General features: G+C 62.6%; 27 protein-coding genes. 17 read left to right on the top strand and 10 right to left on the bottom strand.

Annotated features, from left to right (window positions below):
* Window positions 1–20: 20 nt before the first annotated feature.
* Both LZ538_RS03025 and LZ538_RS03030 read right to left on the bottom strand, forming a co-directional pair.
* Entirely contained in the window at window positions 21–395 is a 375-nt protein-coding gene (locus LZ538_RS03025; protein WP_249830514.1) for a ribose-phosphate pyrophosphokinase, read from the bottom strand.
* On the bottom strand, window positions 392–1,075 hold the full coding sequence (locus LZ538_RS03030; RefSeq protein WP_249830515.1) for a DUF4893 domain-containing protein: 684 nt from the start codon (window positions 1,073–1,075) through the stop codon (window positions 392–394). Before LZ538_RS03030 ends, LZ538_RS03025 begins: the two co-directional genes overlap by 4 nt.
* Before the next feature lie 120 nt (window positions 1,076–1,195).
* Between LZ538_RS03030 and rarD the strand changes: the two genes are divergently transcribed.
* The 3 genes from rarD to LZ538_RS03045 are packed head-to-tail and all read left to right on the top strand — an operon-like array spanning window position 1,196 to window position 2,959.
* A complete protein-coding gene (gene rarD / locus LZ538_RS03035; protein ID WP_249830516.1) occupies window positions 1,196–2,128 on the top strand; it encodes an EamA family transporter RarD in 933 nt (310 codons plus the stop codon).
* Window positions 2,129–2,144: 16 nt separating this feature from the next.
* Window positions 2,145–2,366: a hypothetical protein gene (locus tag LZ538_RS03040; protein WP_249830517.1), complete on the top strand. Its 222-nt coding sequence runs from the start codon at window positions 2,145–2,147 to the stop codon at window positions 2,364–2,366.
* The gene (locus tag LZ538_RS03045; protein ID WP_249830518.1) at window positions 2,363–2,959 is read left to right on the top strand and encodes a YdeI/OmpD-associated family protein; all 597 of its coding nucleotides are present in this window, start codon (window positions 2,363–2,365) and stop codon (window positions 2,957–2,959) included. The genes LZ538_RS03040 and LZ538_RS03045 overlap by 4 nt, the downstream gene beginning before the upstream one ends.
* A 45-nt stretch (window positions 2,960–3,004) precedes the next feature.
* Here LZ538_RS03045 and LZ538_RS03050 read toward each other — a convergent pair whose 3' ends face one another.
* From LZ538_RS03050 to LZ538_RS03060, 3 genes are read right to left on the bottom strand one after another with little or no spacing between them, the layout of a single operon-like run.
* Complete coding sequence (locus LZ538_RS03050; protein WP_249830519.1) at window positions 3,005–3,445, bottom strand: GNAT family N-acetyltransferase; 441 nt, start codon at window positions 3,443–3,445, stop codon at window positions 3,005–3,007.
* Entirely contained in the window at window positions 3,429–5,207 is a 1,779-nt protein-coding gene (locus tag LZ538_RS03055; RefSeq protein ID WP_249830520.1) for a PHA/PHB synthase family protein, read from the bottom strand. Before LZ538_RS03055 ends, LZ538_RS03050 begins: the two co-directional genes overlap by 17 nt.
* A 51-nt stretch (window positions 5,208–5,258) precedes the next feature.
* Complete coding sequence (locus tag LZ538_RS03060; protein ID WP_249830521.1) at window positions 5,259–5,672, bottom strand: nuclear transport factor 2 family protein; 414 nt, start codon at window positions 5,670–5,672, stop codon at window positions 5,259–5,261.
* Between the two features lie 127 nt (window positions 5,673–5,799).
* Between LZ538_RS03060 and LZ538_RS03065 the strand changes: the two genes are divergently transcribed.
* From LZ538_RS03065 to LZ538_RS03075, 3 genes are read left to right on the top strand one after another with little or no spacing between them, the layout of a single operon-like run.
* Complete coding sequence (locus LZ538_RS03065; protein WP_249830826.1) at window positions 5,800–6,384, top strand: trimeric intracellular cation channel family protein; 585 nt, start codon at window positions 5,800–5,802, stop codon at window positions 6,382–6,384.
* Window positions 6,385–6,393: 9 nt separating this feature from the next.
* Window positions 6,394–7,581: a serine hydrolase domain-containing protein gene (locus LZ538_RS03070; protein ID WP_249830522.1), complete on the top strand. Its 1,188-nt coding sequence runs from the start codon at window positions 6,394–6,396 to the stop codon at window positions 7,579–7,581.
* A gap of 11 nt (window positions 7,582–7,592) precedes the next feature.
* A complete protein-coding gene (locus LZ538_RS03075) occupies window positions 7,593–7,928 on the top strand; it encodes a VOC family protein (RefSeq protein ID WP_249830523.1) in 336 nt (111 codons plus the stop codon).
* Between the two features lie 3 nt (window positions 7,929–7,931).
* On the opposite strand, the gene LZ538_RS03080 is transcribed toward LZ538_RS03075, so the two are convergent.
* The gene (locus tag LZ538_RS03080; RefSeq protein ID WP_249830524.1) at window positions 7,932–8,744 is read right to left on the bottom strand and encodes an outer membrane protein; all 813 of its coding nucleotides are present in this window, start codon (window positions 8,742–8,744) and stop codon (window positions 7,932–7,934) included.
* A 120-nt stretch (window positions 8,745–8,864) separates the two neighbouring features.
* Here LZ538_RS03080 and LZ538_RS03085 point away from each other — a divergent pair, with 120 nt between their 5' ends.
* A complete protein-coding gene (locus LZ538_RS03085) occupies window positions 8,865–10,040 on the top strand; it encodes an LL-diaminopimelate aminotransferase (protein ID WP_249830525.1) in 1,176 nt (391 codons plus the stop codon).
* Between the two features lie 6 nt (window positions 10,041–10,046).
* Here LZ538_RS03085 and LZ538_RS03090 read toward each other — a convergent pair whose 3' ends face one another.
* From LZ538_RS03090 to LZ538_RS03100, 3 genes are read right to left on the bottom strand one after another with little or no spacing between them, the layout of a single operon-like run.
* Window positions 10,047–10,286 carry a hypothetical protein gene (locus tag LZ538_RS03090; RefSeq protein ID WP_249830526.1) on the bottom strand — a complete coding sequence of 80 codons (240 nt, stop codon included), beginning with the start codon at window positions 10,284–10,286 and terminating at the stop codon, window positions 10,047–10,049.
* Between the two features lie 56 nt (window positions 10,287–10,342).
* Window positions 10,343–11,128 carry a transporter gene (locus LZ538_RS03095; RefSeq protein ID WP_249830527.1) on the bottom strand — a complete coding sequence of 262 codons (786 nt, stop codon included), beginning with the start codon at window positions 11,126–11,128 and terminating at the stop codon, window positions 10,343–10,345.
* A complete protein-coding gene (locus tag LZ538_RS03100; RefSeq protein WP_430741940.1) occupies window positions 11,125–13,032 on the bottom strand; it encodes a potassium transporter Kup in 1,908 nt (635 codons plus the stop codon). The genes LZ538_RS03095 and LZ538_RS03100 overlap by 4 nt, the downstream gene beginning before the upstream one ends.
* A 130-nt stretch (window positions 13,033–13,162) precedes the next feature.
* Between LZ538_RS03100 and LZ538_RS03105 the strand changes: the two genes are divergently transcribed.
* The 10 genes from LZ538_RS03105 to LZ538_RS03150 all read left to right on the top strand — a co-directional run bounded on the left by LZ538_RS03105 (window position 13,163) and on the right by LZ538_RS03150 (window position 22,826).
* Window positions 13,163–14,491: a DUF4118 domain-containing protein gene (locus LZ538_RS03105; RefSeq protein WP_249830528.1), complete on the top strand. Its 1,329-nt coding sequence runs from the start codon at window positions 13,163–13,165 to the stop codon at window positions 14,489–14,491.
* Window positions 14,492–14,542: 51 nt separating this feature from the next.
* Window positions 14,543–16,318, top strand: coding sequence for a TIR domain-containing protein (locus LZ538_RS03110; protein ID WP_249830529.1), 1,776 nt, complete (start codon window positions 14,543–14,545; stop codon window positions 16,316–16,318).
* 325 nt (window positions 16,319–16,643) lie between these two features.
* The gene (locus LZ538_RS03115; RefSeq protein ID WP_249830530.1) at window positions 16,644–18,518 is read left to right on the top strand and encodes a ribonucleoside-diphosphate reductase subunit alpha; all 1,875 of its coding nucleotides are present in this window, start codon (window positions 16,644–16,646) and stop codon (window positions 18,516–18,518) included.
* On the top strand, window positions 18,509–18,646 hold the full coding sequence (locus LZ538_RS03120) for a hypothetical protein (protein ID WP_249830531.1): 138 nt from the start codon (window positions 18,509–18,511) through the stop codon (window positions 18,644–18,646). Before LZ538_RS03115 ends, LZ538_RS03120 begins: the two co-directional genes overlap by 10 nt.
* Window positions 18,643–18,855, top strand: coding sequence for a hypothetical protein (locus LZ538_RS03125; RefSeq protein ID WP_249830532.1), 213 nt, complete (start codon window positions 18,643–18,645; stop codon window positions 18,853–18,855). Before LZ538_RS03120 ends, LZ538_RS03125 begins: the two co-directional genes overlap by 4 nt.
* A complete protein-coding gene (locus LZ538_RS03130) occupies window positions 18,852–19,148 on the top strand; it encodes a hypothetical protein (RefSeq protein WP_249830533.1) in 297 nt (98 codons plus the stop codon). The genes LZ538_RS03125 and LZ538_RS03130 overlap by 4 nt, the downstream gene beginning before the upstream one ends.
* An 18-nt stretch (window positions 19,149–19,166) precedes the next feature.
* Entirely contained in the window at window positions 19,167–20,225 is a 1,059-nt protein-coding gene (locus LZ538_RS03135) for a ribonucleotide-diphosphate reductase subunit beta (RefSeq protein ID WP_249830534.1), read from the top strand.
* A 599-nt stretch (window positions 20,226–20,824) separates the two neighbouring features.
* The gene (locus tag LZ538_RS03140) at window positions 20,825–21,838 is read left to right on the top strand and encodes a DUF262 domain-containing protein (protein WP_283937605.1); all 1,014 of its coding nucleotides are present in this window, start codon (window positions 20,825–20,827) and stop codon (window positions 21,836–21,838) included.
* Between the two features lie 5 nt (window positions 21,839–21,843).
* The gene (locus LZ538_RS03145; protein ID WP_249830536.1) at window positions 21,844–22,215 is read left to right on the top strand and encodes an HNH endonuclease; all 372 of its coding nucleotides are present in this window, start codon (window positions 21,844–21,846) and stop codon (window positions 22,213–22,215) included.
* Window positions 22,216–22,331: 116 nt separating this feature from the next.
* Window positions 22,332–22,826, top strand: coding sequence for a carboxymuconolactone decarboxylase family protein (locus LZ538_RS03150; protein WP_249830537.1), 495 nt, complete (start codon window positions 22,332–22,334; stop codon window positions 22,824–22,826).
* A 56-nt stretch (window positions 22,827–22,882) separates the two neighbouring features.
* On the opposite strand, the gene LZ538_RS03155 is transcribed toward LZ538_RS03150, so the two are convergent.
* Entirely contained in the window at window positions 22,883–23,281 is a 399-nt protein-coding gene (locus LZ538_RS03155; protein WP_249830538.1) for an acyl-CoA thioesterase, read from the bottom strand.
* Between the last annotated feature and the right edge of the window lie 96 nt (window positions 23,282–23,377).

The following is a 23,377-nucleotide window of genomic DNA, read 5'->3' on the forward strand; positions in this document are numbered from 1 at the left end:
GGTGCGGCGATTAGCCGAAGCTACGGCTCGCGTCCCGCCCAAAACTCGAAGGCTCGCCGTTGGATATTCCGAATGAGCTTCGCCGCCTTCGGCCCTTCCCATCCGCCGGAATAGCCATGCTTCTTTGCGCCACCGATCCACCAGCCCTGCCCAGGCAGGCCGTCGGACTGACGCACAACCAGGACGGCGAGCTCGGGCTCCCCGCGCTCCTCCGCTTCGTCATCGACGAAGGCGAGCACCTTGCACAAGGCGCGCATCTTGGGCCGCGTGAAATGGTGGCCGAGCAGTTCGAGCACCTGCGAATAACTGATGGCTTCGCCGGCCCGCGCGGATGCGACCAGGATGGCGCGGACCTCCGCCGGGTCCGCAAGGAGACCCGCGCGCTCGTCGCTCACTTCGGCTGGTTCGCGACCGGGGTCAGCTCGAACACGTCGAGCTTGGACGAACTCTGCGGCCACGGGATCACCAGCCGCCACTTGAACGGGCCGATCCGTTCGAGCACGCCGGCCATGTCGCGCTTCGGGTCGTCCCCGTAGGCCAGGGGCTGGTCTTCTTCTCCGAGCGCGAGGCTGCCGAGGAAGATCAGGCGATTAGAATTGTCGTCCTCCCACAGTCTTCCCGCGGGCCGTTGGCTTCCGGTCTGCTTGACGATGGTCAGCAGGTCGTCCTCGACCTCGACGTAGCAGAAGAAGGGCTTGAAGCTTTCGAACGACCGGGTCTTCGGCGTTGCCGAGCCCAGCTTGATGAGGCGGCAATTATAGCTGCCGGGAGTCGGCGCCGGCCGCGGAAGCGCCGCATCGGGGCGAAGCAATACGCCCTCGCGCCGGACATCGGCGGCAAACCTCCGCCGCGCCTCGCCCAACGCATCGGTCCAGGCCGAACCGAGGCGAGCGAGCCGGTTTTCGTCCGCGTCGGTTGCAACTTGCCTCCAGACATCGGCTTTCAGGGGCGCTCCGACCACGACAGTCGGCGTTACTCCGGGCGGGACTTTCGGCTTGGGCTCACAGCCGGCGCCAAGCAGCGCGAGCGCCGCCAAACCGGCCGTTCGGACTTGCAAGCCCACGAGTCGCGTCACGCGCCCCCCATTAACCCTGTTGAATTTGCCCAAACTGGCAGTCGGCGCGCCGAGTTTCAACCAACAGCGCGTTGAGCACGTTCTTTTACAAGACGGTGCACGCGGCTAGGCGAACGCGGGGTGAATCACTCTCAATCAGAAAATATCCCCGCGAGGGACCGGATAGCGCATCGCGGGCGAGCCGGATTCATCTACGGCCTCAGCGCTTATGCGCTGTGGGGCGTCCTCCCACTCTACTTCAAGGCGATCGCCACGATTCCGGCGATCGACATCGTCGCGCACCGGATCCTGTGGTCGCTGCCGTTCCTGGCCCTGCTCATCTGGATCGCCAGGGGCTCCTCCAAGATCCGGGCCGCACTCGCCAGCCGCAAGACGCTCGGCGTGCTCTCGCTGACCGCGCTGCTGATCGGTGGCAACTGGCTCCTCTACGTCTATGCCGTCACCAGCGGCCACATCCTGGCGGCCAGCTTCGGTTACTATCTCAACCCGCTTGCGAACGTCCTGCTCGGGCGCTTCGTGCTCCACGAAAGGCTGAATCGCCTTCAATGGACGGCCGTCGCCATCGCCGGCGCCGGTATATCGGTGCTGGCTGCGGGGGCGCTCGGCCAATTGTGGATCAGCCTGACGCTTTGCGGCAGCTTCGCTCTCTACGGCCTGCTGCGGAAAATCGTCGCGGCCGACGCCGTGAGCGGGCTGGCGATCGAGACTGCGTTGCTTTTCCCGATCGCGATCGCCTGGCTCCTGTGGCGCGGCGCCAGCGGAGCACATGTCATGGGCGCGGACGCGATGCAGACGAGCCTGTTGCTCGTCGCGGGAATCGTCTCGACAACGCCCCTGCTCCTGTTCACCGCAGCAGCGCGCAAGCTCGCTTACTCGACGCTCGGCATGCTGCAATTCATCGCTCCGACGCTCCAGTTCCTGATTGCGGTGCTGCTGTACGGCGAGCCTTTCACGCCTGCCCATGCAGTCGCCTTCGCCGCGATCTGGGTTGCGCTCGGGCTTTACGTGACTGCGCTGGTGCGCGCGCCCAAGCTGCCGCAAGCGGCGGAATGATGTTAGGACGCGTCTCATGCTGAACCTTGTCTCGATCCTCATCGGTATCGTCTCGCTCATCTTCGCGGTGATCGCCTTCCTGCCGCTTCTCGGCTGGGCGAACTGGCTGATCATACCGCTGGCGGTCATCGGCGCAGCGGTTGGCCTCGCGTCGAGTGGGAACACGGGGCGCAACCTCAACCTGTTCGTGATCGTCGTCGGCGTCATCCGGCTGATGCTCGGCGGCGGGATCCTTTGAGCGGCGACGCTCGGATCGACGCCTATATCGCGAAGGCCCAGCCCTTCGCGCAGCCGATCCTCAGCCACATCCGCGAGCGCGTCCGAGCCGCCGTGCCGGAATCCGAGGAGACCATGAAATGGAGCGCTCCGGCGTTCGTGCTCGACGGCAAGATCTTGATCGTCATGGCCGCCTTCAAAGCGCATGCGGCGCTCAATTTCTGGCGCGGACAGGAGATTGGGAACGGGTCCACGAAGGCTGGCGCGATGGGCCAGTTCGGAAAGCTCCAGTCCGTCGCCGACCTTCCGCCGGATGCCGAGCTCGACGCACTGATCCGCGAGGCGGCGGAATTGTCTCGAGAAGCGCCGGCGCCCCGCAAGACCAAGCACGAGCCCAAGGCTGCTCCGGGCCTGCATCCGGATTTTGCGTCAGCCCTCGCTGAGGCGCCGAAGGCGAAAGCGGCTCTGGACGGTTTTCCGCCCTCGGCTCAGCGCGATTATCTCGAATGGATTTCCGAAGCCAAGCAGGAGGCTACGCGCAAAAAACGGATAGCGACGGCCATCGAGTGGCTCTCCGAAGGCAAGCGCAGGCACTGGAAGTATCAAAACTGCTGATGCCGGGGGCATGAGCATGTTTTGATGCTCAAAACTGCTGAGCAGCTATCGCGACATCCTCAACGCCGGGCCGAACCGCGTCTGCGCTTCTCCTTCGACCGAAAAGCCGCAAATCTCGTAGAACCGTCTCGCTCCCGGCGCAGCGATCACCTTCAGCGTGAGCCCGCGGTTGCGCGCTTCATGCGTCGCGGCGTCCGCAAGCGCGCGGCCGATCCCTTGTCTCCATAGGTTCGGCTCGACGAACAAGCCGTCGAGCTCGCCTCCGACCACAGCCGCGAAGCCGGCGATTCGACCGTCGATCTCGCCGACGATCACCTGCCCGTTCGTGATTTGCGCTGGCGGCAGATGGATGGCGTCCGGATTTTCAATTAGCTGCTCGCGATACTCGCGCAGCTCGAGCGAGGCACGCCGCTGCAAATCCTCCAGTTCCTCATGCTCGTCCGGATAGGCGAGGCGCAGGATGAGCGCGTCAGCGTGCTTTGACATAGCTGCCCGGCGCGTCCTCGATCGCCTTGACTTTGCCGCCCCCCGGAATGCGCGCGCCCTCGACCTTTACGGTCGCGCCGTCCTGTTTCTTGAGCCACCCCAGCCAATCCGGCCACCAGCTCCCCTTGTGCTCTTCGGCGCCGTCAACGAACGCCTGCAGCGTTCCGCACGGGCGCTCGTTGATCCAATACTGATATTTTTGCGCGGCCGGCGGGTTCACGACGCCGGCGATATGCCCTGACCCGGCGAGCACGAACCGCTTCGGCCCGGCGAAATGGTCCATGATCTTCCACACGCTCTGCGGCGGCGCGATATGATCCTCGCGCCCGGCCTGGATGTAGGTTGGCGTCGTAACAGCATCGATGTCGATGGGCGTTCCGGCGACGGAGATGCCGCCTTTCTCAGCCAGCTTGTTCCCCCTGTAGAGCGTGTCGAGATAATTGCGGTGCCAGCCTGCGGGCAGATTCGTCGTGTCGCTGTTCCAGTGCAGCAGGTCGAACGGTGCCGGCTCCTCGCCCATCAGGTAATTGTTGACGACATAGCTCCAGATAAGGTCGCGGCCGCGCAGCAGGTTGAACGTCGCCGCCATGTAGCGGCCGTCCAGATAGCCCTTCTCCGCCGTCAGCTGTTGCAGCAGACCCATCGTCTCATCGCCTAGGAACAGCTTGAGGTCGCCTGCTTCCGCGAAATCGACCTGCGCCGTGAAGAATGTCGCGCTTGCGACCTTGTCGGCTTCCCCCTTGGCCTGGAGGTACGCAAGCGTCGCCGCAAGCGTCGTCCCCGCGACGCAATAGCCAATCGTGTGAACGCTATCGACGCCGAGCAGGTCGCGGACGCTGTCGATCGCATCGACCTGCCCATTGAGTACGTAATCGTCCAGGGAGGCATCGGCGATGCTCTCGTCGGCCGACTTCCAGCTCACCATGAACAGGCTGATGCCCTGGTCGACGCACCATTTGACGAAGCTTTTCTCGGGCGTGAGGTCGAGGATGTAGAAGCGGTTGATCCACGGCGGGAAGATGACGACCGGCGTTTTCATCACCTCGTCGGTGGTCGGCGTATACTGGATAAGCTGATAGAGCGGCGTCTGCTTGACCACCTTGCCGGGCGTTGTGGCGAGGTTCCGCCCGACCTCGAACACGCCGGGCTTGGTCTGCGTCAACTGTCCGGCCGCAATGTCTCGCAACATGTTCGATAGGCCCTTGAGCAGATTCTCGCCCCGGCTCTCGAGTGTCTTCTTCAGCACCTGGGGGTTGGTGACCGCGAAATTCGAAGGGCTCATCGCATCGACGAAGCTCCGCACCGCGAAGCGCAGCTTGTGCTGCGTATCGGCGTCGACTCCTTCGACATCCTCGACCGATCCGAGCAGCTGGTCGGAAATCTGCAGATAGCTTTTGCGGATGGCGTCGAAGATCGGGTTCTCCGACCATTCGGGAGCCGAGAAGCGGCGGTCCCTGACGGGCTGCGCATCGGTCGCAGGCGATGCGACGCCGCCGAGGACCTTGCCCCATGTCTCGAGGCCCTTGGCCCAGGCCTGGGCACCTGCGGTCATCATCGCCATCGGATCGCTCGATGCGCCCTGCTCGCCGAAGCCGAATGCCGGCGTCGGCCACGGCCCCGCGAGCGGAGCCTGACCCTGCTGCATCTGCTGGGCCCAAAACTCCATCATCATCTGCTGGGCGCGGCCCATCACCAGCGTCCAGTGCTGCCAATCCTCAAGCGTCGGAATAGCGCCGACGCCGCTTCCCGTTTCCTGCGTCATTGCGGCTACATAGTCCGTGCCGCGTCTAATGAGGAGAGCAGGCCGTAGCGGCTACTTCGCCTTGATTTCGCTGTGGTAGACCGCACGCCACAATTTGCCGCTGCGGTGCCACACCGAAGACGCCCGGTAGACGCCCGAGACATCCTCTTTCCCCTGGGTGCCTTTGACGTCGACCGTATAGGTCATCAGCACATCCTCGGGATCGATCATCCGGTGCTTGAAGTCGGAGATCTTGAAGCTCTTGAGGTTTGAGACCTTGAGCATTTGCAGCTCATGGTCGCGGCCGAAGGTACCCTCGGCATAGACGGCCACGAAGTCAGGGGTGAGCAAGCCCTTGAACGTGTCGGCCTTCTTGTCCTTGAAGGCCTGCCAGACGGATGTTTCCTTATCCAAAGGAGTGGCTGCCTGCGCTGCGACTGGCGCGGTCGCAACGGCCGCAATTGCAGCAATCGAGATAATCCTCATGTCAAATACCCCATGCTTGAGGAGGGCCGAACTCGTCATCCTGTGGCGTCGCAACTTCTATCGGGATAAGTCCGGACAACTTTGATGCGAGGGGGTGCAGGTGCAGCAAATTCCCACTGCGCTGGAGATGCTCGACTATTTCGGCATAGCCGTCTTCGCGATCTCGGGCGCTCTTGTCGCGGCGCAACGCCGCACCGATTATGTCACCTTCCTATTCTTCGCGGCCGTAACGGGCATTGGCGGCGGCACGCTGCGCGACCTGCTCATCGGCGCGCCCGTCTTCTGGATGCATAAGAACGCGACCCTGCTGATCTGCATCGCGGCCGCCACGGCAGTCTGGCTGTTGAGCAGCCGCCGGTTCGCCGGAAGGGCGCTCGTCTGGTTCGACGCCGCCGGCCTTGCAGCATATGCGGCTTATGGCTCGGCAAAAGCGCTCGGCTATCATGTCGCGCCCGTTCCCGCGTTCGCGATGGGCGTGATGACGGCCTGTGCCGGTGGAATCATCCGTGACGTGCTCGCGGGCGAGCCTTCCAGCCTGATGCGCCGGGAGCTTTACGTGACGCCCGCCGCGCTTGCCGCGGGCCTGTTCGTCGGCCTCACGCTTATTCACGTGACGTGGCCGATCGCCGCTGCGGTCGCGATCGTCGCCGGCTTCGTCCTGCGCGGCGGCGCAATCGCGCGCGGCTGGTCGTTGCCGGGTTACAGCGGCTAGCGTTCCGTCATGCGCGCGCTCGTCTCCATCGCTTTGTTGCTTGCCGCCCCCGCGATTGCGGCGCCCAAACCCGACGCAATGGTCGGAATCGCCTTCACCAGCAGAGGCGACGTCGCGAGCTTTGCCGAAGGGACGGCGGATCCGCACAGCGGGCGCAAGGTCACCATCGACGATCCCGCCCGCATTGCTTCGGTCAGCAAGATGTTCGTCGCGATCGGCGTATTGAAGCTGGTCGAGCGTAATCGCCTGGACCTTGACGCCGACGTGTCATCCTATCTCGGCTGGCCGTTGCGCAATCCCGCTCATCCCGAAGAGGCGATCAGCCTGCGGATGCTCCTGTCTCACACCGGCTCTATCCGCGATCACGACGATCAGTACGCCATTCCTCTCGGCACCAGCGTGCGCGAGACCCTTGCCAACCCCACTTCGTGGGACCTGAAGCACGGTCCGCGCGAGGCCTATTTCGCCTATTCGAACATGAACTTCCCGATCGCCGCGTCAGTGATGGAGCGCGTGACCGGCGAGCGCTTCGATATCTGGATGCGCCGGGAAGTGCTCGATCCGATGCGTATCGACGCCTGCTTCAACTGGCCGACCTGCAGTGACGCCGCAGTCGCTCGGGCAGTCGTGCTCATGCAGGACGGCAAGGCGGTGAAGGACGACCTGGGCGGTCGCCGGCCGGACTGTCCAGTGCTCGCGAAGGACGGAGAAGCTTGCGATCTGTCGCGCTCGCCGCTGGGCGAGAATGGCGCATTATTCGGGCCGCAGGGCGGATTGCGCATTTCGGTTCGCGGGCTGGCGCGGCTTGGCCGGATGCTCCTCAACCGGGGCGAGCTCGACGGTGTGCGCGTCCTTTCACCAATGTCCGTTGATCTGATGCTGACGCCCCAGTGGCGCTTCGACGGGCGCAATGGCGCGCGCGACGCCGAAAGCGCGACCATCTGTTCGTACGGGCTTTCCGCGCAGCAAATCCCGACCCGCGGATGCGCCGATGATCCCGGCACGCGCGGTGCTCAGTTCGTCGGCCACGCGGGCGACGCCTACGGACTTCGTTCGGGAATCTGGATCGACCGCAGGCGCGGCCGTGGCATCGCTTATTTCGCGACGGGGGTTCCCGAGGATCCGCCGGAACTCAGCACCTTCAGCCAAGCTGAAAGGAACGCGTTCCGGCGCAGCTATGCGCTGCTGCCGCACTGAGGAGACTAGCGATGAACCTCGCTTACGCGATCAAATATGTTGCCGACATGGACAAGGCCATTGCCTTCCATCGCGACGTCCTCGGTCTCGAGCTTAAGTTCCAGTCTCCGTTTTGGAGCGAGTTCGCGACCGGTCAGACGACGCTGGCGCTACACGCCGCGTCTGATGCGCATGCGCCAGGTACCGTCCAGCTGGGCTTCGCTGCAGAAAGTCTTGGTGAATTCTATGACCGCCGTGACGAACTCGGTCTGGCCTTCACTCAAGCACCCACCGAAATGCACGGGATGCACATCGCGCGCCTACGCGACATCGATGGGGCCGAGACCTCCGTCAGCGGCCCCATCTAGTCATCAGAAGCCGCGTTCCGGAGCCGGAGGCGGCGGAGGCGGCGGAGGCGGAGGCATCGGGCACGTATCCGTGACCAGCACTACGGAGCCGTCCGGGCACGTCTGCGTTGCCGGCGGAGGTGGCGGAGGCGGCGGTGGCGGAGGCGGAAGCGGCGCCTCGCGCGCGTTATAATTATAGATCAGGCTCGCGAGCAGGCTGTGAGACTTGAACTCGCTGTCCAGGTCATTGACGAGGAAATGATCGCTGATGCTGCCAGCGCTGAAATAGCGATACTTCAGACCGAGGTCGAAATGGCGCCATACCGGTGCGCGCACGCCGGCGATCAGCTGCCAGGCGAGGCCGCTATCCTCGATGTCGGCGTTGTTCGCGGGATCGTTGAACGTCTGCCGTACCCAAGCGATGCCAAGGCCGCCGCCGAGGTAGAAATTGACGTTCTCGTCCTTTCCGAAATCGACCATGGCGTTCGCCATCAGCGAATAAGCGCGGCTGTGGCCGTCGCTGCATTCATCGTCGCCGATGGAGAAGCAGGGGAAGTCGACATCGTCGCTGACGAATGAATAATCGTCATGCTTCGCCCATTTGTGGCTGCCCTCGATCTCCGCGCGGAACATGCCAAAGTCGTAACCGGCGATCAGGTCGCCATCGACGCCGAACTTGTGATCGATTTTGACGAAGTCGTTGCCGTCGAGCTGGACGTCGGAATCGTTCGCGAACATTCCACCAATCTCGATACCGAAATAAGCCGCATTATCGCGAGCGTTCGCCGGAGCGGCGATGAGGGCCAGCGCGGCCCCCGCGAGCAGATAGACTTTCATGAATACCCCCGTTTGCTGCCTTTCGGCGACGCAGCAATTTAATCTCAAGTTAATTCAAAGTCGAGCGTCCGACATTGGACCGCTTGCCGCAGTGCAGCATCGGCGGCATGACGGCCGGCGATGACCGAAGAATTCTACCGAATCCGCCGCCTGCCTCCGTATGTCTTTGCCGAGGTCAATGCGATGAAAGCCGCAGCGCGAGTGCGCGGCGAGGACATCGTCGATCTCGGCATGGGCAACCCGGACGGTGCTCCGCCCCGCCACGTGATCGACAAGCTCGCCGAGGTCGCCGCCAAGCCGAACGCCCATCGCTATTCGGCCAGCCGCGGCATCCCCGGCCTCAGGAAGGCGCAAGCGGCTTATTACCAGCGCCGCTTCGGCGTGAGCCTCGATCCGGACAGGGAAGTGATTGTGACGTTGGGGTCGAAGGAAGGGCTCGCGAACCTCGCCCAGGCGATCACTGCGCCAGGCGACGTGGTGCTCGCGCCCAATCCCTCCTACCCGATCCACACCTTCGGCTTCATCATCGCGGGCGCCGCCATCCGCTCGATCCCCGCCGCCCCCGGCGAGGATTTCTTCCATCGGCTTAACATGGCGATGCGCTACACCGTCCCCCGGCCGAAGGTGCTCGTGGTCGGCTATCCGTCCAATCCGACCGCTTATGTCGCCGACCTTCCTTTTTACGAGAAGCTCGTCGCGTTCGCGCGCGAGCATGAGCTGATCGTCATCTCCGACCTCGCTTATGCCGAAATCTATTTCGGCGGCACGCCGACGCCTTCGATCCTGCAGGTCGACGGCGCGAAGGACGTCGCGGTCGAGTTCACGTCGATGTCGAAGACCTATTCCATGGCGGGGTGGCGCATCGGATTCGCGGTCGGCAATGCTCGCCTGATCGAGGCTTTGGCGCGCGTGAAATCCTATCTCGATTATGGCGCGTTCACGCCGGTGCAGGCCGCGGCGGTGGCCGCGCTCAACGGACCGCAGGACATCGTCGACTATAACCGCGCGCTCTACAGGAAGCGCCGGGACGTCCTCGTCGAAAGCTTCGGCCGCGCGGGTTGGGACATTCCGGTCCCGCAAGCCTCGATGTTTGCCTGGGTGCCGATTCCGGAGCGCTTCCGCGACCTGGGCTCGATGGAATTCTCAAAGCGGCTTCTGACCGAGGCTCATGTGGCAGTCGCGCCGGGCGTCGGTTTCGGAGAGGAAGGCGAAGGCTTCGTTCGCATCGCGCTGGTGGAGAACGAGCAGCGGCTGCGGCAGGCGGCGCGCGGCGTTAAGAAGATGCTGAGCGCCTGACCTCGCTCAGGCGTCCTGCATGTCCTTTGGCGAAGGCCAGCCCTCGAACAAAGATCCGCGGCGGTTGACCTCGAGCAGCCTTTTCATCTCCCTGCCACACGCGTCGATGTCGTCTTTCAACATCTGAATGGCTTCGTCGACTTCCCGTTCTTCGTTGCAATCGCCAGAGAGATGCTGCGTCCGCGTCACTATCCGTGCGCCATATGCGCCATGTTCGACGTGGAACTTGCCGAGGATACCGGTCATGTCCGTTCTCCATGTTTCGCGCGCGCACGATACACGCGAAGTAACGGATTTACCTCTCAAAAGCGCGCCGACACACCCGTATAAATCTCGACGTCCGGAGTCTGCCGGTTGAGCCCGAAGTTGGCGCCGCCATCCAGCTGTACATTATCGCTCAGCAGATATGCGACCGCTGCGTCCGCGGAATATTGCCTGATCGTCGCCCCGGGGTTCCAATCCCACTGGCCCCACAGCTCGGCGGTCAGCGAGAGCTTAGGCGTCGCGGCGATGCCGACGTCGATCATTTGAATCATCGCTGCATGATGGCCGTGGCCATCCGCATCTGACCGCAAGTCGATCTCCGGCGAGGATGCGAGGCTGAACGCTCCGCCCAGCGACAGCCCGAGCGGCACCACCAGCCCCGCTTCGACCTTGCGGTTGCCGAGATCGTGCTTGGCGGTCGGTATCTTTACGAACGGGTCGATCGCGGCTTGCAGCGCGCTGTCATCGTTCGTCAGCCGGACCTTGGCCCTGACGACCGTGTCGCCGATTCCGGAAGCGCGCTCGCTGCCCGCGCCGCCTTTCACGCGCAGGCTCTCGAACGGCACGATCCCGATTTCGACGTCGGCGCGGCTGCCGATTCCGTACTTCAGCATCGTCGCGCCGATCACCGTGTAATCCGTCTCGAAGCCGCCGGTCTTATCGGAGGTCCAGTCGGCGAGATCCGTCTCGACCTGCAGATGCCCCGCGGGAACGGTGCAAGTGCCCGTGCCTTTCGCTGGCCGGTCTGCGCAGATCGGTTCGATGTCGGCGGCCGCTGTCGCCGCAGGGACCGCCAGCAATGCCGCCGCAACCAGCCATCTCATATACGCAATTGGCTCCCCAGCTCGACCACACGGTTGGTCGGAAGCTTGAAGAACTCCATCGCGCTTTCCGACGTGCGCATCATGAAGGCGAACAGCTGCTCGCGCCAGAGAGCCATTCCGGGCTCTTCCCTCGTCGCGATCAGCTTTTGCCGGCCGAGGAAGAAACTCGTGCTCATCATGTCGAATCCGCCGGTGGAGTGCATGCTGGTCAGGGCTTGCGGAATGTCGACCTCGTCCATGAACCCATAGTGCAGGATCACCCGGCAGAAGCCCTGTCCTGCGTCGTGAAACTCCAGCCTTTGCTCGGGCGCAACATGGGGCACTTCCTCGACGCTGACATTGAGGATGATAACTCGCTCGTGGAGTACCTGGTTGTGCTTGAGGTTGTGCAGAAGCGCCGAGGGAACGACGTCCGCCGACGCCGACAGGAACACCGACGTACCGCGCACGCGATGCACCGATCTGGCGGCCGACTTGATGAAGACCTCAAGGGGGATCGAGTCATGCTCGAGCCTTTCGCGCAGCAACCTCCGGCCGGTCGCCCATGTCGTGAGAACGGTGAAGATGACCGCGGCGACCACGAGCGGGAACCAGCCCCCGTCGGCGATCTTGGAAAGGTTTGACGCGAAGAAGCTGCCGTCGACCAGCGCGAAGGTCCCGATGACCAAGCTCGCGAGCACGCGGTTCCATTTCCATACCTGGAAGATCAGCACGGCCAGCATGACCGTGGTTATGATCATCGTCCCGCTGACCGCGATGCCATAGGCCGATGCGAGCTTGGTGGACTCGCGGAAGCCAAGCACCAGGAGGACGATCATCACGAGCAGCCCCCAGTTGACTGCGGGAATGTAGATCTGGCCCGCCGCTCTCTCGCTCGTATGCTCGGTCCTCAGGCGTGGCAGAAAGCCGAGCTGGACCGCCTGGTGCGTGACGGAAAATGCGCCCGAGATGACCGCCTGGCTGGCGATGATGGTGGCGGCCGTTGCGATGAACACGAGTGGAAGGCGCGCCCATTCCGGCGCCATCAGATAGAAGGGGTTCGCGACGGCTTCGGGGTTGCCGAGCAGGAGCGCTCCCTGGCCCATATAGTTGAGCATCAGGCAGGGATAGACGAGGGTGAGCCAGGAAAAGCCGATGGCCCTGCGGCCGAAGTGACCCATGTCGGCATAGAGCGTTTCCGCACCGGTCACCGCGAGAAAGACCGAGCCCATGGCAAGGAAAGCCAGCGTCTGGTCGTGGAGGAAGAAGCGCACCGCCCAGTGCGGGCTGACGATCTCGATGATCTCTGGATGACTGATGATATTCGCAACACCGAGCGCGGCCAGCGCCGCGAAATAGATGAGCACGACGGGGCCGAAAATCGCTCCGACGCGCGCCGTCCCGTGCGATTGGACGAAGAACAGGGCAACGAGGATCACCACCGAGATCGGAAGCACCAGGTGGCCGAATGCCGGATTGACGATGTTGAGCCCCTCGACGGCCGAGAGCACCGAGATCGCCGGCGTGATCATCGCGTCGCCATAGAAGAGCGAGGTCGCGAGCACTCCCAGCACGACAAGGCCGTAGGTCCAGCGCTTCTCACCCAGGTTGCGGGAGATCAGCGCGAGCAAAGCGAACGAGCCGCCCTCGCCCCTATTATCCGCGCGCATCGCCACCAGCACATATTTGAGCGTGACGATGACCATCAACGACCAGAAGATCAGGCTGAGCACGCCGAAGATGTGCAGCCGATCGACCGCGAGCGGATGGGGCCCGATGAAGCTTTCCTTCATCGCGTAAAGCGGGGAGGTGCCGATGTCGCCATAAACGACTCCGATCGCGCCGAGCATGAGCGCCGGGAGCGAATGCCTGTGGGGTCCGCCGCTCGCGACTGACGCGGCGGGTGGTTCAGCAATGGTCGCCATGATGGCCGCTGATGTGCGGTTCAGGCGCGTAAAGATTCTATGTGGATTTCATGCGGGTGGCGTAAGGAAACACAGGGCAATCGGTTCTGCCGCCCTCGACGAACGACCGTTGCAGGCGCATCTGGCGCGCATGACTGGAGTCCTTGGAAACAGGGCCGGCGGTTTGCGCGGCTATGCCGCTGCCGCTCTTATGGTGGCGGCCTCGACCCTCACCGGTCTGGTGCTGGCTCCCCGTTGGGGCAATTCCGCGGTCGACCTCGTTTACCTGCCAGCGGTGCTCGGTGCCGCAGTGCTGGCCGGACTGGGCCCATCTCTCGTCGCAGCGGCCGCTTCGGCGCTGGCCTACAATTATTTCTTTACGGCGCCCTACCACACGTTCCGTATCCACAGCCCGGCCGATGTTGTGACCGTCATCATCCTGTTTCTGGTGGCGGTCGTCACAAGTCATCTTGCCGCGTCCATTCGCAAGCAAGCCGAACTCGCGAATGCTCACGCGGCGCGGAACGCGACGATCGCTGGGTTCGCCCGGCGACTGCTGTCTTGCACGACCGAGCAGGAGATCGCCGATGCAGGCGTCGACGATCTCTCGGTGCTGTTCGAATGCAATGCCGTTCTCCTGGCCGGAGATGCGGAACCGAGGCCGGTCGCGGCTCGCCCTTCTTCGGTCCGCTTGACTCCCAGCGATCTCGCGGCGGCGGCCGTCGTCATCGCTACCGGCCAATCTGCCGGTCGTGGCGTCACCAAGGTCACCACCGTCGAATGGCAGCTGCATCCAATCCGTTCGGGATCGAATGTCATCGCCGCCATAGGCCTGGCGCGCGATGACGGCATGCCGCCCGTAACCGCGGACCAGTTGCCGCTCCTGCAGAGCCTGCTCGACCAGCTCGCCTTGGCGCTGGAACGCGCGCGGCTCGAAGCCGGGGCGCGGGACTTCGCAGCCCTTCGAGAGCGCGATCGGCTTCGTTCCGTCCTGCTTTCGACCATTTCCGACGACATCGGGCCGCCAGTCGCCGCAATCGGCGGCGCGGTGCGGGAACTGAAGCGAGCGGGAAGCAGCGACAAGGAGACCGTCTCGTCGATTGGAAGCGAGGTCGCCAAACTTCAGCGCTACCTCGAAAATCTGCTCGATCTCGGCGCGGATTCTGACCGCAAGCCGCTGCAGGCTGCCGGCATCACCATCGACCTGTTCCACCGCTCCGTATTCAGGGATGGCAAGGAGGTGCACCTGACACCGAAAGAATATGCGGTGCTCGCGGAGCTCGCGAAGCATCCCGGCCGGGTGCTCCCACACGACCACCTCCTCCGCGCGGCCTGGGGGCCGGCGCAGGAAGGCCAGACCGAATATCTGAGGGTCGCGATCCGCGCGCTTCGGCAGAAACTGGAAAGAGACCCAAAGCAGCCGGCGCTCATCCTCAACGAGCCTGCGGTAGGGTACAGGTTAGCCCCTCATTTAAGCTAACCTCTTGCGCGGACTGAGCGTTCGCCGCACAACGGCGCCGCCGGAGGGGCCATGGCGCGAGTTTTCCTAAGCTACGCCCGGGACGATGCACCCGCCGCCAAGCAATTGGCGGGCGGCATTGAGCGCGCCGGCCATCAGGTCTGGTGGGACCACCATATCCAGGGCGGGTCGCGCTTCGCCTCCGAGATCGACCGCGAACTCAAGAGCGCCGATGCGGTCGTCGTCCTGTGGACCAAGACGTCCATCGATTCGCCCTGGGTGCAGGACGAAGCGGCGGAAGGCCGCGACAGCGGCCGTCTGGTTCCGGTGATCATGGGCGCCGACAAGCCGCCGCTCGGCTTCCGCCAGTTCCAGTCCATCGACTTCGGCGCCTGGGACGGCGCCGGCGATCCGCCCAATTTCAGCCAGCTCATCTTCGCGATTGCGCAAAAAGCCGGCGATGCTCAGCCCAAGGAGCCGGAGGCCAAGCCCGAGTCCAAGGCAAAGGCGAGGGAGCGGCGACTTTCCGTCTGCGTCCTTCCGTTCCAGAACATGAGCGGCGATACCGAGCAGGAATATTTCAGCGACGGGATCAGCGAGGACATCATCACCGACCTGTCGAAAGTCTCGGCCCTTTCTGTCGTCGCGCGCAACACCGCTTTCACCTTCAAAGGTCAATCGGTCGATGTGAAGGAAGTCGCGAAGACCTTGGGCGTCGACCATGTCCTCGAAGGCAGCGTGCGCAAGTCCGGAAACCGCGTGCGAATCACGGCGCAGCTGATCGACGGCAAGGCGGGCGATCATATCTGGGCCGACCGCTACGACCGCGACTTGACCGACATATTCGAAATCCAGGACGAGATTTCGAAAGAGATCGTGCGCGCCCTCAAGGTCAAGCTGCTGCCGGAAGAAGAAAACGCGATCGAGAGCCGTGGGACGTCGAGCGTCGAGGCGTACAACCTCTATCTTATGGCCCGTCAGCATTGGCTCACCGGCACCTACGGCAACAGCCGGCGGGACGAGGTCATCATCCGCATCTGCAGCGAAGCAGTGAAGATCGATCCCAATTATGCGCAGGCTTGGGCAATGATGGCGCTTGCGCAGGCGGAGCTGCATTTCTGGCATGGCAAGCCGGACGATCCGATGCCGGCCGCGGAGCGCGCCCTCGCGATCGATCCCAACCTGGCCGAGGCGCATGCGGTGAAGGTCCGCAACTTCGAGCAGCAGGGCGATCGCGAAGCCGCCGACAAGGAACTGGAGGAGGCGCTCAGGCTCAGTCCGGACTCATGGGAAGTGAACCGTGAAGCCGCGCGGCTGATGTTCCGGCTCGACCGCCTGCAGGATTCCATTCGATATTATGAGAAGGCGGCGCAGCTCTCCGACAGCGACTTCCACAGCTGCCTGATGTTGCAATCCTGTTACCTCGGCATCGGCGATGAAGCTGCCGCGCTCGAAGCCGCGCGGCGCACGCTCGAGCGCGCCGAAAGCGTGCTCGCGAAAGACCCCACCAACGGCGCGGCAATCGCTGGCGGCGCCAGCTCGTTGATCATGATGGGCGAGGTCGAGCGCGGGAAGGACTGGACGCAGCGCGCGTTGCTGCTCGACCCCGACAACCTCAGCGTTCGTTACAATGTCGCCTGCAGCCTGACGTTCCGGAATTCGGACCTCGACGGCGCGCTTGAGCTGCTCGACGAATATTTCGAGCGGTCCGAAAGCCCGGGACACATCCATCATGCGGAGATCGATCCGGACATGGACCCGCTGCGCGACAATCCGCGCTTCATCGCCATGATCGCCGCCGCCAAGAAGCGCCTCGGGCTAACCGAAGAAATTGCCGCCGCCGAATAGTCGCGCCTGCCGCTCTCTCCGTTGTTGCGCTGCGGCAAATCCACAGGAAAAAATGCGTTAACCATCATTTACCTGCTTGCATCCAAATTCGGATGAGGCACAATAGATAGTAGCGCGAGAGGGGGAACACTCAATTACTGGTGTTCGGCGCCGGAATCACTATATTCCGGTGACGGGCCGACTCGTCCCCGATTTCCACAGGGACGAGGCATGTGAAAAGCCCCGTTAAGCGCCAAAAGGGACTAGGATGTCCGCCATGGCTCCGAGTCGAACATTTGAGGAACAAGCAGTCCTGGAAAGGGCTGATGCAGGACGGGGAAGCGCGATGGATTTCAGTACCGGTACACAAGTCCCCAGCGACGATCTCGCGACGACGACCACCAGCGGCAGCAAGGCGGTGCACGCGCCGAGGTTCGACGTCGAGACCGACACGGCTCGCGATGAGTTGCTGACCGAGTTCGGCAAGGAAACCTTGCGCGACCGCTACCTGCTTCCTGGCGAGAATTACCAGGACCTCTTCGCGCGAGTCGCGGCGGCTTATTCCGACGATCAGGAGCATGCGCAGCGCGTCTACGATTACATCTCGAAGCTGTGGTTCATGCCCGCGACGCCGGTGCTCTCGAACGGCGGCACCGGGCGCGGCCTCCCGATCAGCTGCTATTTGAACAGCGTGTCCGACAGCCTCGAAGGCATCGTCGGCACCTGGAACGAGAATGTGTGGCTGGCCTCGAAGGGCGGCGGCATCGGCACTTATTGGGGCTGCGTGCGCGGCATCGGGGAGCCGGTCGGCCTCAACGGCAAGACCAGCGGCATCATCCCGTTCGTGCGCGTGATGGACAGCCTGACGCTGGCGATCAGCCAGGGCTCGCTCCGCCGCGGATCGGCTGCCTGCTATCTCGACATCTCGCATCCGGAGATCGAGGAGTTCCTCGAGATCCGCAAACCATCGGGCGACTTCAACCGCAAGGCGCTGAACCTGCACCACGGCGTGCTCGTCACCGACGAGTTCATGCAGGCGGTGCGCGACGGCTCGGAGTTCACCTTGCGCTCGCCCCGCGATCAATCCGAGCGCGGCAAGGTCGATGCGCGCAGCCTCTTCCAGAAGCTGGTCGAGACCCGCCTCGCGACCGGCGAGCCGTACATCATCTTCATCGACGCGGTGAACAAGTCGATGCCGAAGCATCACCGCGATCTCGGCCTCAAGGTTTCGACGTCGAACCTCTGCTCGGAGATCACGCTGCCGACCGGCAAGGACCATCTCGGCGCGGACCGCACCGCGGTCTGCTGCCTGTCCTCGCTCAACGTCGAGACCTGGGACCAGTGGAACGGCGACAAGCAGTTCATCGAGGACGTCATGCGCTTCCTCGACAATGTGCTTAGCGACTACATCGCCCGCGCTCCCGACGAGATGGCGCGCGCCAAATATTCGGCGGAGCGCGAGCGCAGCGTCGGCCTGGGGATCATGGGCTTCCACTCCTTCCTGCAGGCACGCAACATCCCGTTCGAAGGGGCGATGGCGAAGAGCTGGAACCTCAAGATCTTCAAGCATATCCGCGCGCAGGTCGACCAGGCGTCGATGATGCTTGCGAAAGAGCGCGGGCCCTGCCCCGACGCCGCCGACATGGGCGTGATGGAGCGCTTCAGCTGCAAGATGGCGATCGCTCCGACCGCGTCGATCTCGATCATCTGCGGCGGCACCTCGGCTTGCATCGAGCCGATCCCGGCCAACATCTACACGCACAAGACATTGTCGGGTTCGTTCTCGATCAAGAATCCATATCTGGAGCGCCTGCTGCAGGAGAAAGCGAAGGACGCGCAGACCGTCTGGAACTCGATCCTCGAGAATGGCGGAAGCGTGCAGCACCTCGACTTCCTGACGCAGGAAGAAAAGGACGTGTTCAAGACGAGCTTCGAGATCGACCAGCGCTGGCTGCTCGAGCTTGCCGCCGACCGCACGCCCTTCATCGACCAGGCGCAGTCGCTCAACCTGTTCATCCCGGCCGACGTCGACAAATGGGACCTGATGATGCTGCACTTCCGCGCGTGGGAGCTGGGCATCAAGTCGCTCTATTATCTCCGCTCCAAGTCGGTGCAGCGCGCCGGTTTCGCTGGCGGGGTCGAGGCCGACAACACGCCGGAGCTCAAGGAAATCCAGCTCGCGTCGACCACCGATTATGACGAGTGTTTGGCATGCCAATGATCCCTGCCGCCTTCCGCCAGTCGCGCGCGCTGAAGTTCGCGGGCGGCGCGCTCGTCGCGTTGATCGCGCTCGACCTGATCGCGGCCGTGGTCACGGTCTGGTTCGGCGCGGAGCTGCTCCGCAAATGACCATGGGCACCTTCATCGAGATCGCGGCCGGAGTCGCGCTCGGCGCGGGTGCCGTGTGGCTTTACCGCGGCCGCGCGAAGCAGGACGGCAATTACGGCAGCCAGACCGCCGTGCTGCTGCTGATCATCGCCGCGATCCTGCTGATCCACGCCTTCGGCCTGCTCGAATATCATCCGAGCCAGGCGGAGATCGAGGCGTCGCGGCTATGAAGCGCTTCGCCATCCTCGCGCCGTTGATGCTGCTCGCCGCCTGCGCAGCGACGCAAGCGGCGGATGCGGTCGCGCCCAACACGCCCGGCTTCTGGCTCGGCCTGTGGCACGGCTTCATCTTCCCGGTCGCCTGGATCGTGTCGCTCTTCGTCGACAAGGTCGCGATCTACGCCGTCCCCAACAACGGCGGCTGGTACGACTTCGGCTATTTCCTCGGCATCGTCGTGTTCGGCGTCGGCGCCCGCAAGTCCCACACCGTTTACCGCGACCGCGTCGTGCGCGTCCGCGACTAGAGTTCAAGGAGAGTAAGCATGCCGCTCCTGCAAGCATCCAAGACCTACAAGCCCTTCGAATATCCGTGGGCGTTCGAATATTGGAAGCGCCAGCAGCAGATCCACTGGATGCCGGAGGAAGTGCCGCTGGGCGAGGATTGCCGCGACTGGGCGCAGAAGCTCACCGCGCATGAGCGCAACCTGCTGACGCAAATCTTCCGCTTCTTCACCCAGGCCGACGTCGAGGTGCAGGATTGCTACCACGACAAATACGGCCGCGTGTTCAAGCCGACCGAGATCAAGATGATGCTGACGGCCTTCTCCAACATGGAGACGGTCCACATCGCGGCTTACTCGCACCTGCTCGACACGATCGGCATGCCGGAGAGCGAATATAGCGCCTTCCTCCAGTACAAGGAGATGAAGGACAAGCACGATTACCTGAGCACTTTCGGCGTCGACACGGACGAGGACATCGCCAAGACGCTGGCCATGTTCGGCGGCTTCACCGAAGGCCTGCAATTGTTCGCCAGCTTCGCCATGCTGATGAACTTCCCGCGCTTCAACAAGATGAAGGGCATGGGCCAGATCGTCAGCTGGTCGGTCCGCGACGAGAGCCTTCACTGCGAAGGCATCATCAAGCTGTTCCACAGCTTCGTGAAGGAACGCGACTGCCTGACCAAGTCGGTGAAGGAAGACATCATCGACGTCTGCCAGAAGACGGTGCGGCTCGAAGATGCGTTCATCGACCTCGCGTTCGAGATGGGGCCGGTCAACGGCATGAGCCCCAAGGAGATCAAGAAGTACATCCGCTACATCGCCGACTGGCGGCTGGGGCAGCTGGGCTTCGCTCCGGTCTACATGGTCGACGAGCACCCGCTTCCCTGGCTCGCGCCTCTGCTCAACGGCGTCGAGCACGCCAATTTCTTCGAGACCCGCGCGACGGAGTATTCGAAGGCCGCGACCCGCGGGAACTGGGGCGAGGTGTGGGACAATTTCGACCGCCGCATGAAGGCCAAGTCGGACGCCGCCGCGAACGATGCGTCGCAGGGCGATGGGCCGGACATGTTCGAGGCTGCTGGAGTGGCGGCGGAGTGATCGGATCACTCTTTCAAGGATGCCCAAAGGGAAAAGTGTCTACACTTCGCCAACGTCTCGCGTTGGTCGAACATCTCCATCGGAGGTGCTTCAATTGAAAGACGTTCAGGATATGACCGAGGAGGAATGGTGGCTTCACCAAGCCCGCGAATGGGCCGCTCATCGCTATCGCGCGGAAGGATACAATGACTTCGCGAAGGTCGTTGAAGATGGTGGTGCGGATGGTTGTTCCTTAGTTCGATTAGGTCGATTCTTCACAGAACCGCAGACACCGCTTAGTCCGGAGTATTCCGCGGCATGGAATGAGGCTGCTGCGCAAACCGACGCCGCACGAGCTAGAATATAACTGTGGCGACTTCTTGACGTTTATCAACAATTCAAGAGGATAGCGGCTGCCGAATCAATGATTCAGCCACTCAGTCCCTGCGTCTGAATGGCGCGGAGCGACACATGGCACTTAATACTGTGAACCTCGATGCGATGATCATGCGCTCTGACTTCGCGAGCATGATTCCAAAGCCGCGACCCAGACATCCGATAATTTCGAAAAGATCGCGCTCAAGGATCTTGTCGGCGACGGTGCATGGCTCCCAAAATTACTGCGAAAGCCCGATTTCCAACGCGAGACCACCCAATGGCGGCCGTCTCAAATTGCGATGCTCGTAGAAAGCTTCCTGTACGGCGAATTGATACCAGCCGTAATTTTGTGGAAATCGGACACGCACGTGTTCGTGATTGATGGCGGGCACCGCTTGAGCGCACTCTTGGCCTGGGCCCAAGACGATTACGGCGATGGACCAAAATCGCTAACATTCTTCAAGGGAGAAATCCCAAACGCTCAAAAGACTTTGGCGCGACGAACGCGCAGCGAGATACTTCTCAAGGCTGGTACGTTTCAGCACTTTCAGGCGAAGCTTGCGTCGCAGAATGACGACGATGCGCCGGACCCGCGCATAATGAATTTCGCAACTCGTGGTCTGCAGGTGCAATGGATCGTTGGCGACGCGGACAAAGCGGAATCGTCCTTCTTCAAGATTAATACCCAGGGTTCCGTTCTCGATCCTGTCGAAACTCGAATCTTAAAGAACCGACGCAAGCCGCCCGCCATCGCAGCACGTTCAGTTGTTCGGGCAGCAACGGGTCACAAGTACTGGTCAAAATTTCCGGACGAGGCTCAAGGAAAGATCGCGCAAAAAGCGAAAGAGATTCACCGAGCCCTTTTCTCGCCGGAAGTGAGCTCGCCAATCAAAACGATCGATTTGCCATTAGGAGGAACGACGTCCGTTACAGACGCACTAGATCTTCTAATCACTCTCGCTCAGCTCGCTGATCGCGACTCCCGCCCCATAGAGGATTTCGCCGACGACGAGAGTGGTGAGTCGACCATTGAGGTTCTGCAGGAACTCGATCAGGTCGTCTCACGAATGATCGGAAACAAGCCTAAGAGCTTGGGCCTTCATCCCTTCGTTTACTTCTATACCGCCAAAGGCCGACATTACCCGCCCCTGATGCTCGCGATGTTCAGCCTCATCGCAATGACAAAAACTGGTTCAAGACCTTCACCGACCGGCGCGCGAACGTTGAAAGGCTGCTCATTGAACACAAAGGCATAATCACTTTGTTGTTATCCGCCCTTGGCAGCAAGCTGCGCGTCGATGGCGGCGTGAAAGTCCTGACATTTATCATCGAGACAGCAGCACAAGCCGGTGCGGAAATTAGCCCCAACGCCTTCGCCGAGATTCTTGGGCTGGAAAGCAGACTGTATACGATCCAATCAAAGCCAGGAGCTGATTTTTCAGAGGACGCGAAAAGTTCAGCTTTTCTGCGGGAAGCTTTCAAACAGGCGCTCACATGCCCCCTCTGCGGAGGCTATCTCGACCCTACCAAGTCCGCTTCTTATGATCACGTGCTAAGGAAGAAAGATGGAGGTGATGGTCAGGCGCAAAACTGCCAGATCACCCATCCGTACTGTAACAGCCTTAAGGGTTGAATCTTAGGTAGCCGAGCAAGGCTCCGGTCCTGCAAGCGAACGAAAGCCCAATAGCAATCACACCCCCACAGCAGTAGGTGATCGCCCGGAGTCTCCAGCCGACGAAGGAGCCGACCATGGCCGCCGAACCCCTGCGCATGGATGTCGCGAAAATCGCGCCCGACGCCTACCGCCACTTCCTGCAGCTCGAAGGCCTCATCATGCAGCATGTCGACCGTAAGCTGCTGCACCTGCTGAAGCTGCGCGCGTCGCAGATCAACGGCTGCGCTTATTGCATCGCCATGCACACCGACGAGGCGTTGCGCGAAGGCGAGCCGGTCGAGCGGCTGACCCTGCTCGACGCATGGGAGGAATCGACCCTCTATTCGGAAAAGGAGCGCGCCGCCTTCGCCTGGATCGAGGAGGTGACCTTGATCGCCGACAGCGGCGCGTCACGCGAAGCCTATGAGGCGCTGAAAGTCCATTTCAGCGAGGAGGAGATCGGCTGGCTGACGCTCGCCGCGGTGCAGATCAACGCCTGGAACCGCATCGCGATCAGCAGCCGCGCGCAATATGACCGCGCCATGTTCGCGCATGCTGCGCCCGCGCAGAAAGCGACCGAACCGGCTTGAGCCACTCCCTTTTCGTCATTCCCGCGCAGGCGGGAATCCAGCCCCGAGGCTGAAGTTCAGGGCATTTCCGGCGATTCCGCGGGAACGGGCCGCGGCCGCGCCTGGTCGTCGATCGCCACGAAGGTGAACAGGCCTTCGGTCACCTTGATCCGGATCGCTCCGCTGTTGCGCCACGCCATCACCTCGATCCGGACCTTCATCGACGTCCGGCCGACGCTTTCGACCTCCGCATAGACGGAGATCAGGTCGCGCAGGTGGATCGGGGCGATGAACTCCATCCGCTCGATCGCAATCGTTGCGACCGGCCCTCCCGAGCGGAGCCGCGCGATGATGCCCCCCGCCATGTCCATCTGGCTCAACACCCAGCCGCCGAAGATGTGGCCGTTGGCGTTGATGTCGGTCGGTCCCGGCATCACCCGGAGAATGGGTTCGCGGCGAACTTCGGCGTCGGTCATGGGCCACCCTTTTCGAAACGGCGGCCCAGCTCAGCTTGCTCTCCTTCCGCGCACAATCGGGTTCAACCCGACATGCGCTGGATGTCGTGCGTGGGC

Origin of the sequence: Sphingomonas hankyongi (assembly GCF_023516575.1) — a bacterium.
In the GTDB taxonomy this organism is placed as follows: Bacteria; Pseudomonadota; Alphaproteobacteria; order Sphingomonadales; family Sphingomonadaceae; genus Sphingomicrobium; species Sphingomicrobium hankyongi.

Bases quoted from the DNA above. Each gene is read 5' to 3' on its own strand.
- LZ538_RS03040 (WP_249830517.1), top strand. From the start codon at position 2,145: ATGCTGAACCTTGTCTCGATCCTCATCGGTATCGTCTCGCTCATCTTC.
- LZ538_RS03060 (WP_249830521.1), bottom strand. From the start codon at position 5,672: ATGAGGATTATCTCGATTGCTGCAATTGCGGCCGTTGCGACCGCGCCA.
- LZ538_RS03100 (WP_430741940.1), bottom strand. From the start codon at position 13,032: ATGGCGACCATTGCTGAACCACCCGCCGCGTCAGTCGCGAGCGGCGGA.
- LZ538_RS03050 (WP_249830519.1), bottom strand. From the start codon at position 3,445: ATGTCAAAGCACGCTGACGCGCTCATCCTGCGCCTCGCCTATCCGGAC.
- LZ538_RS03105 (WP_249830528.1), top strand. From the start codon at position 13,163: ATGACTGGAGTCCTTGGAAACAGGGCCGGCGGTTTGCGCGGCTATGCC.
- LZ538_RS03155 (WP_249830538.1), bottom strand. From the start codon at position 23,281: ATGACCGACGCCGAAGTTCGCCGCGAACCCATTCTCCGGGTGATGCCG.
- LZ538_RS03075 (WP_249830523.1), top strand. From the start codon at position 7,593: ATGAACCTCGCTTACGCGATCAAATATGTTGCCGACATGGACAAGGCC.
- LZ538_RS03135 (WP_249830534.1), top strand. From the start codon at position 19,167: ATGCCGCTCCTGCAAGCATCCAAGACCTACAAGCCCTTCGAATATCCG.
- LZ538_RS03070 (WP_249830522.1), top strand. From the start codon at position 6,394: ATGCGCGCGCTCGTCTCCATCGCTTTGTTGCTTGCCGCCCCCGCGATT.
- LZ538_RS03065 (WP_249830826.1), top strand. From the start codon at position 5,800: ATGCTCGACTATTTCGGCATAGCCGTCTTCGCGATCTCGGGCGCTCTT.
- LZ538_RS03095 (WP_249830527.1), bottom strand. From the start codon at position 11,128: ATGAGATGGCTGGTTGCGGCGGCATTGCTGGCGGTCCCTGCGGCGACA.
- LZ538_RS03055 (WP_249830520.1), bottom strand. From the start codon at position 5,207: ATGACGCAGGAAACGGGAAGCGGCGTCGGCGCTATTCCGACGCTTGAG.
- LZ538_RS03115 (WP_249830530.1), top strand. From the start codon at position 16,644: ATGGATTTCAGTACCGGTACACAAGTCCCCAGCGACGATCTCGCGACG.
- LZ538_RS03130 (WP_249830533.1), top strand. From the start codon at position 18,852: ATGAAGCGCTTCGCCATCCTCGCGCCGTTGATGCTGCTCGCCGCCTGC.
- LZ538_RS03120 (WP_249830531.1), top strand. From the start codon at position 18,509: ATGCCAATGATCCCTGCCGCCTTCCGCCAGTCGCGCGCGCTGAAGTTC.
- LZ538_RS03125 (WP_249830532.1), top strand. From the start codon at position 18,643: ATGACCATGGGCACCTTCATCGAGATCGCGGCCGGAGTCGCGCTCGGC.
- LZ538_RS03110 (WP_249830529.1), top strand. From the start codon at position 14,543: ATGGCGCGAGTTTTCCTAAGCTACGCCCGGGACGATGCACCCGCCGCC.
- LZ538_RS03150 (WP_249830537.1), top strand. From the start codon at position 22,332: ATGGCCGCCGAACCCCTGCGCATGGATGTCGCGAAAATCGCGCCCGAC.
- LZ538_RS03085 (WP_249830525.1), top strand. From the start codon at position 8,865: ATGACCGAAGAATTCTACCGAATCCGCCGCCTGCCTCCGTATGTCTTT.
- LZ538_RS03090 (WP_249830526.1), bottom strand. From the start codon at position 10,286: ATGACCGGTATCCTCGGCAAGTTCCACGTCGAACATGGCGCATATGGC.
- LZ538_RS03080 (WP_249830524.1), bottom strand. From the start codon at position 8,744: ATGAAAGTCTATCTGCTCGCGGGGGCCGCGCTGGCCCTCATCGCCGCT.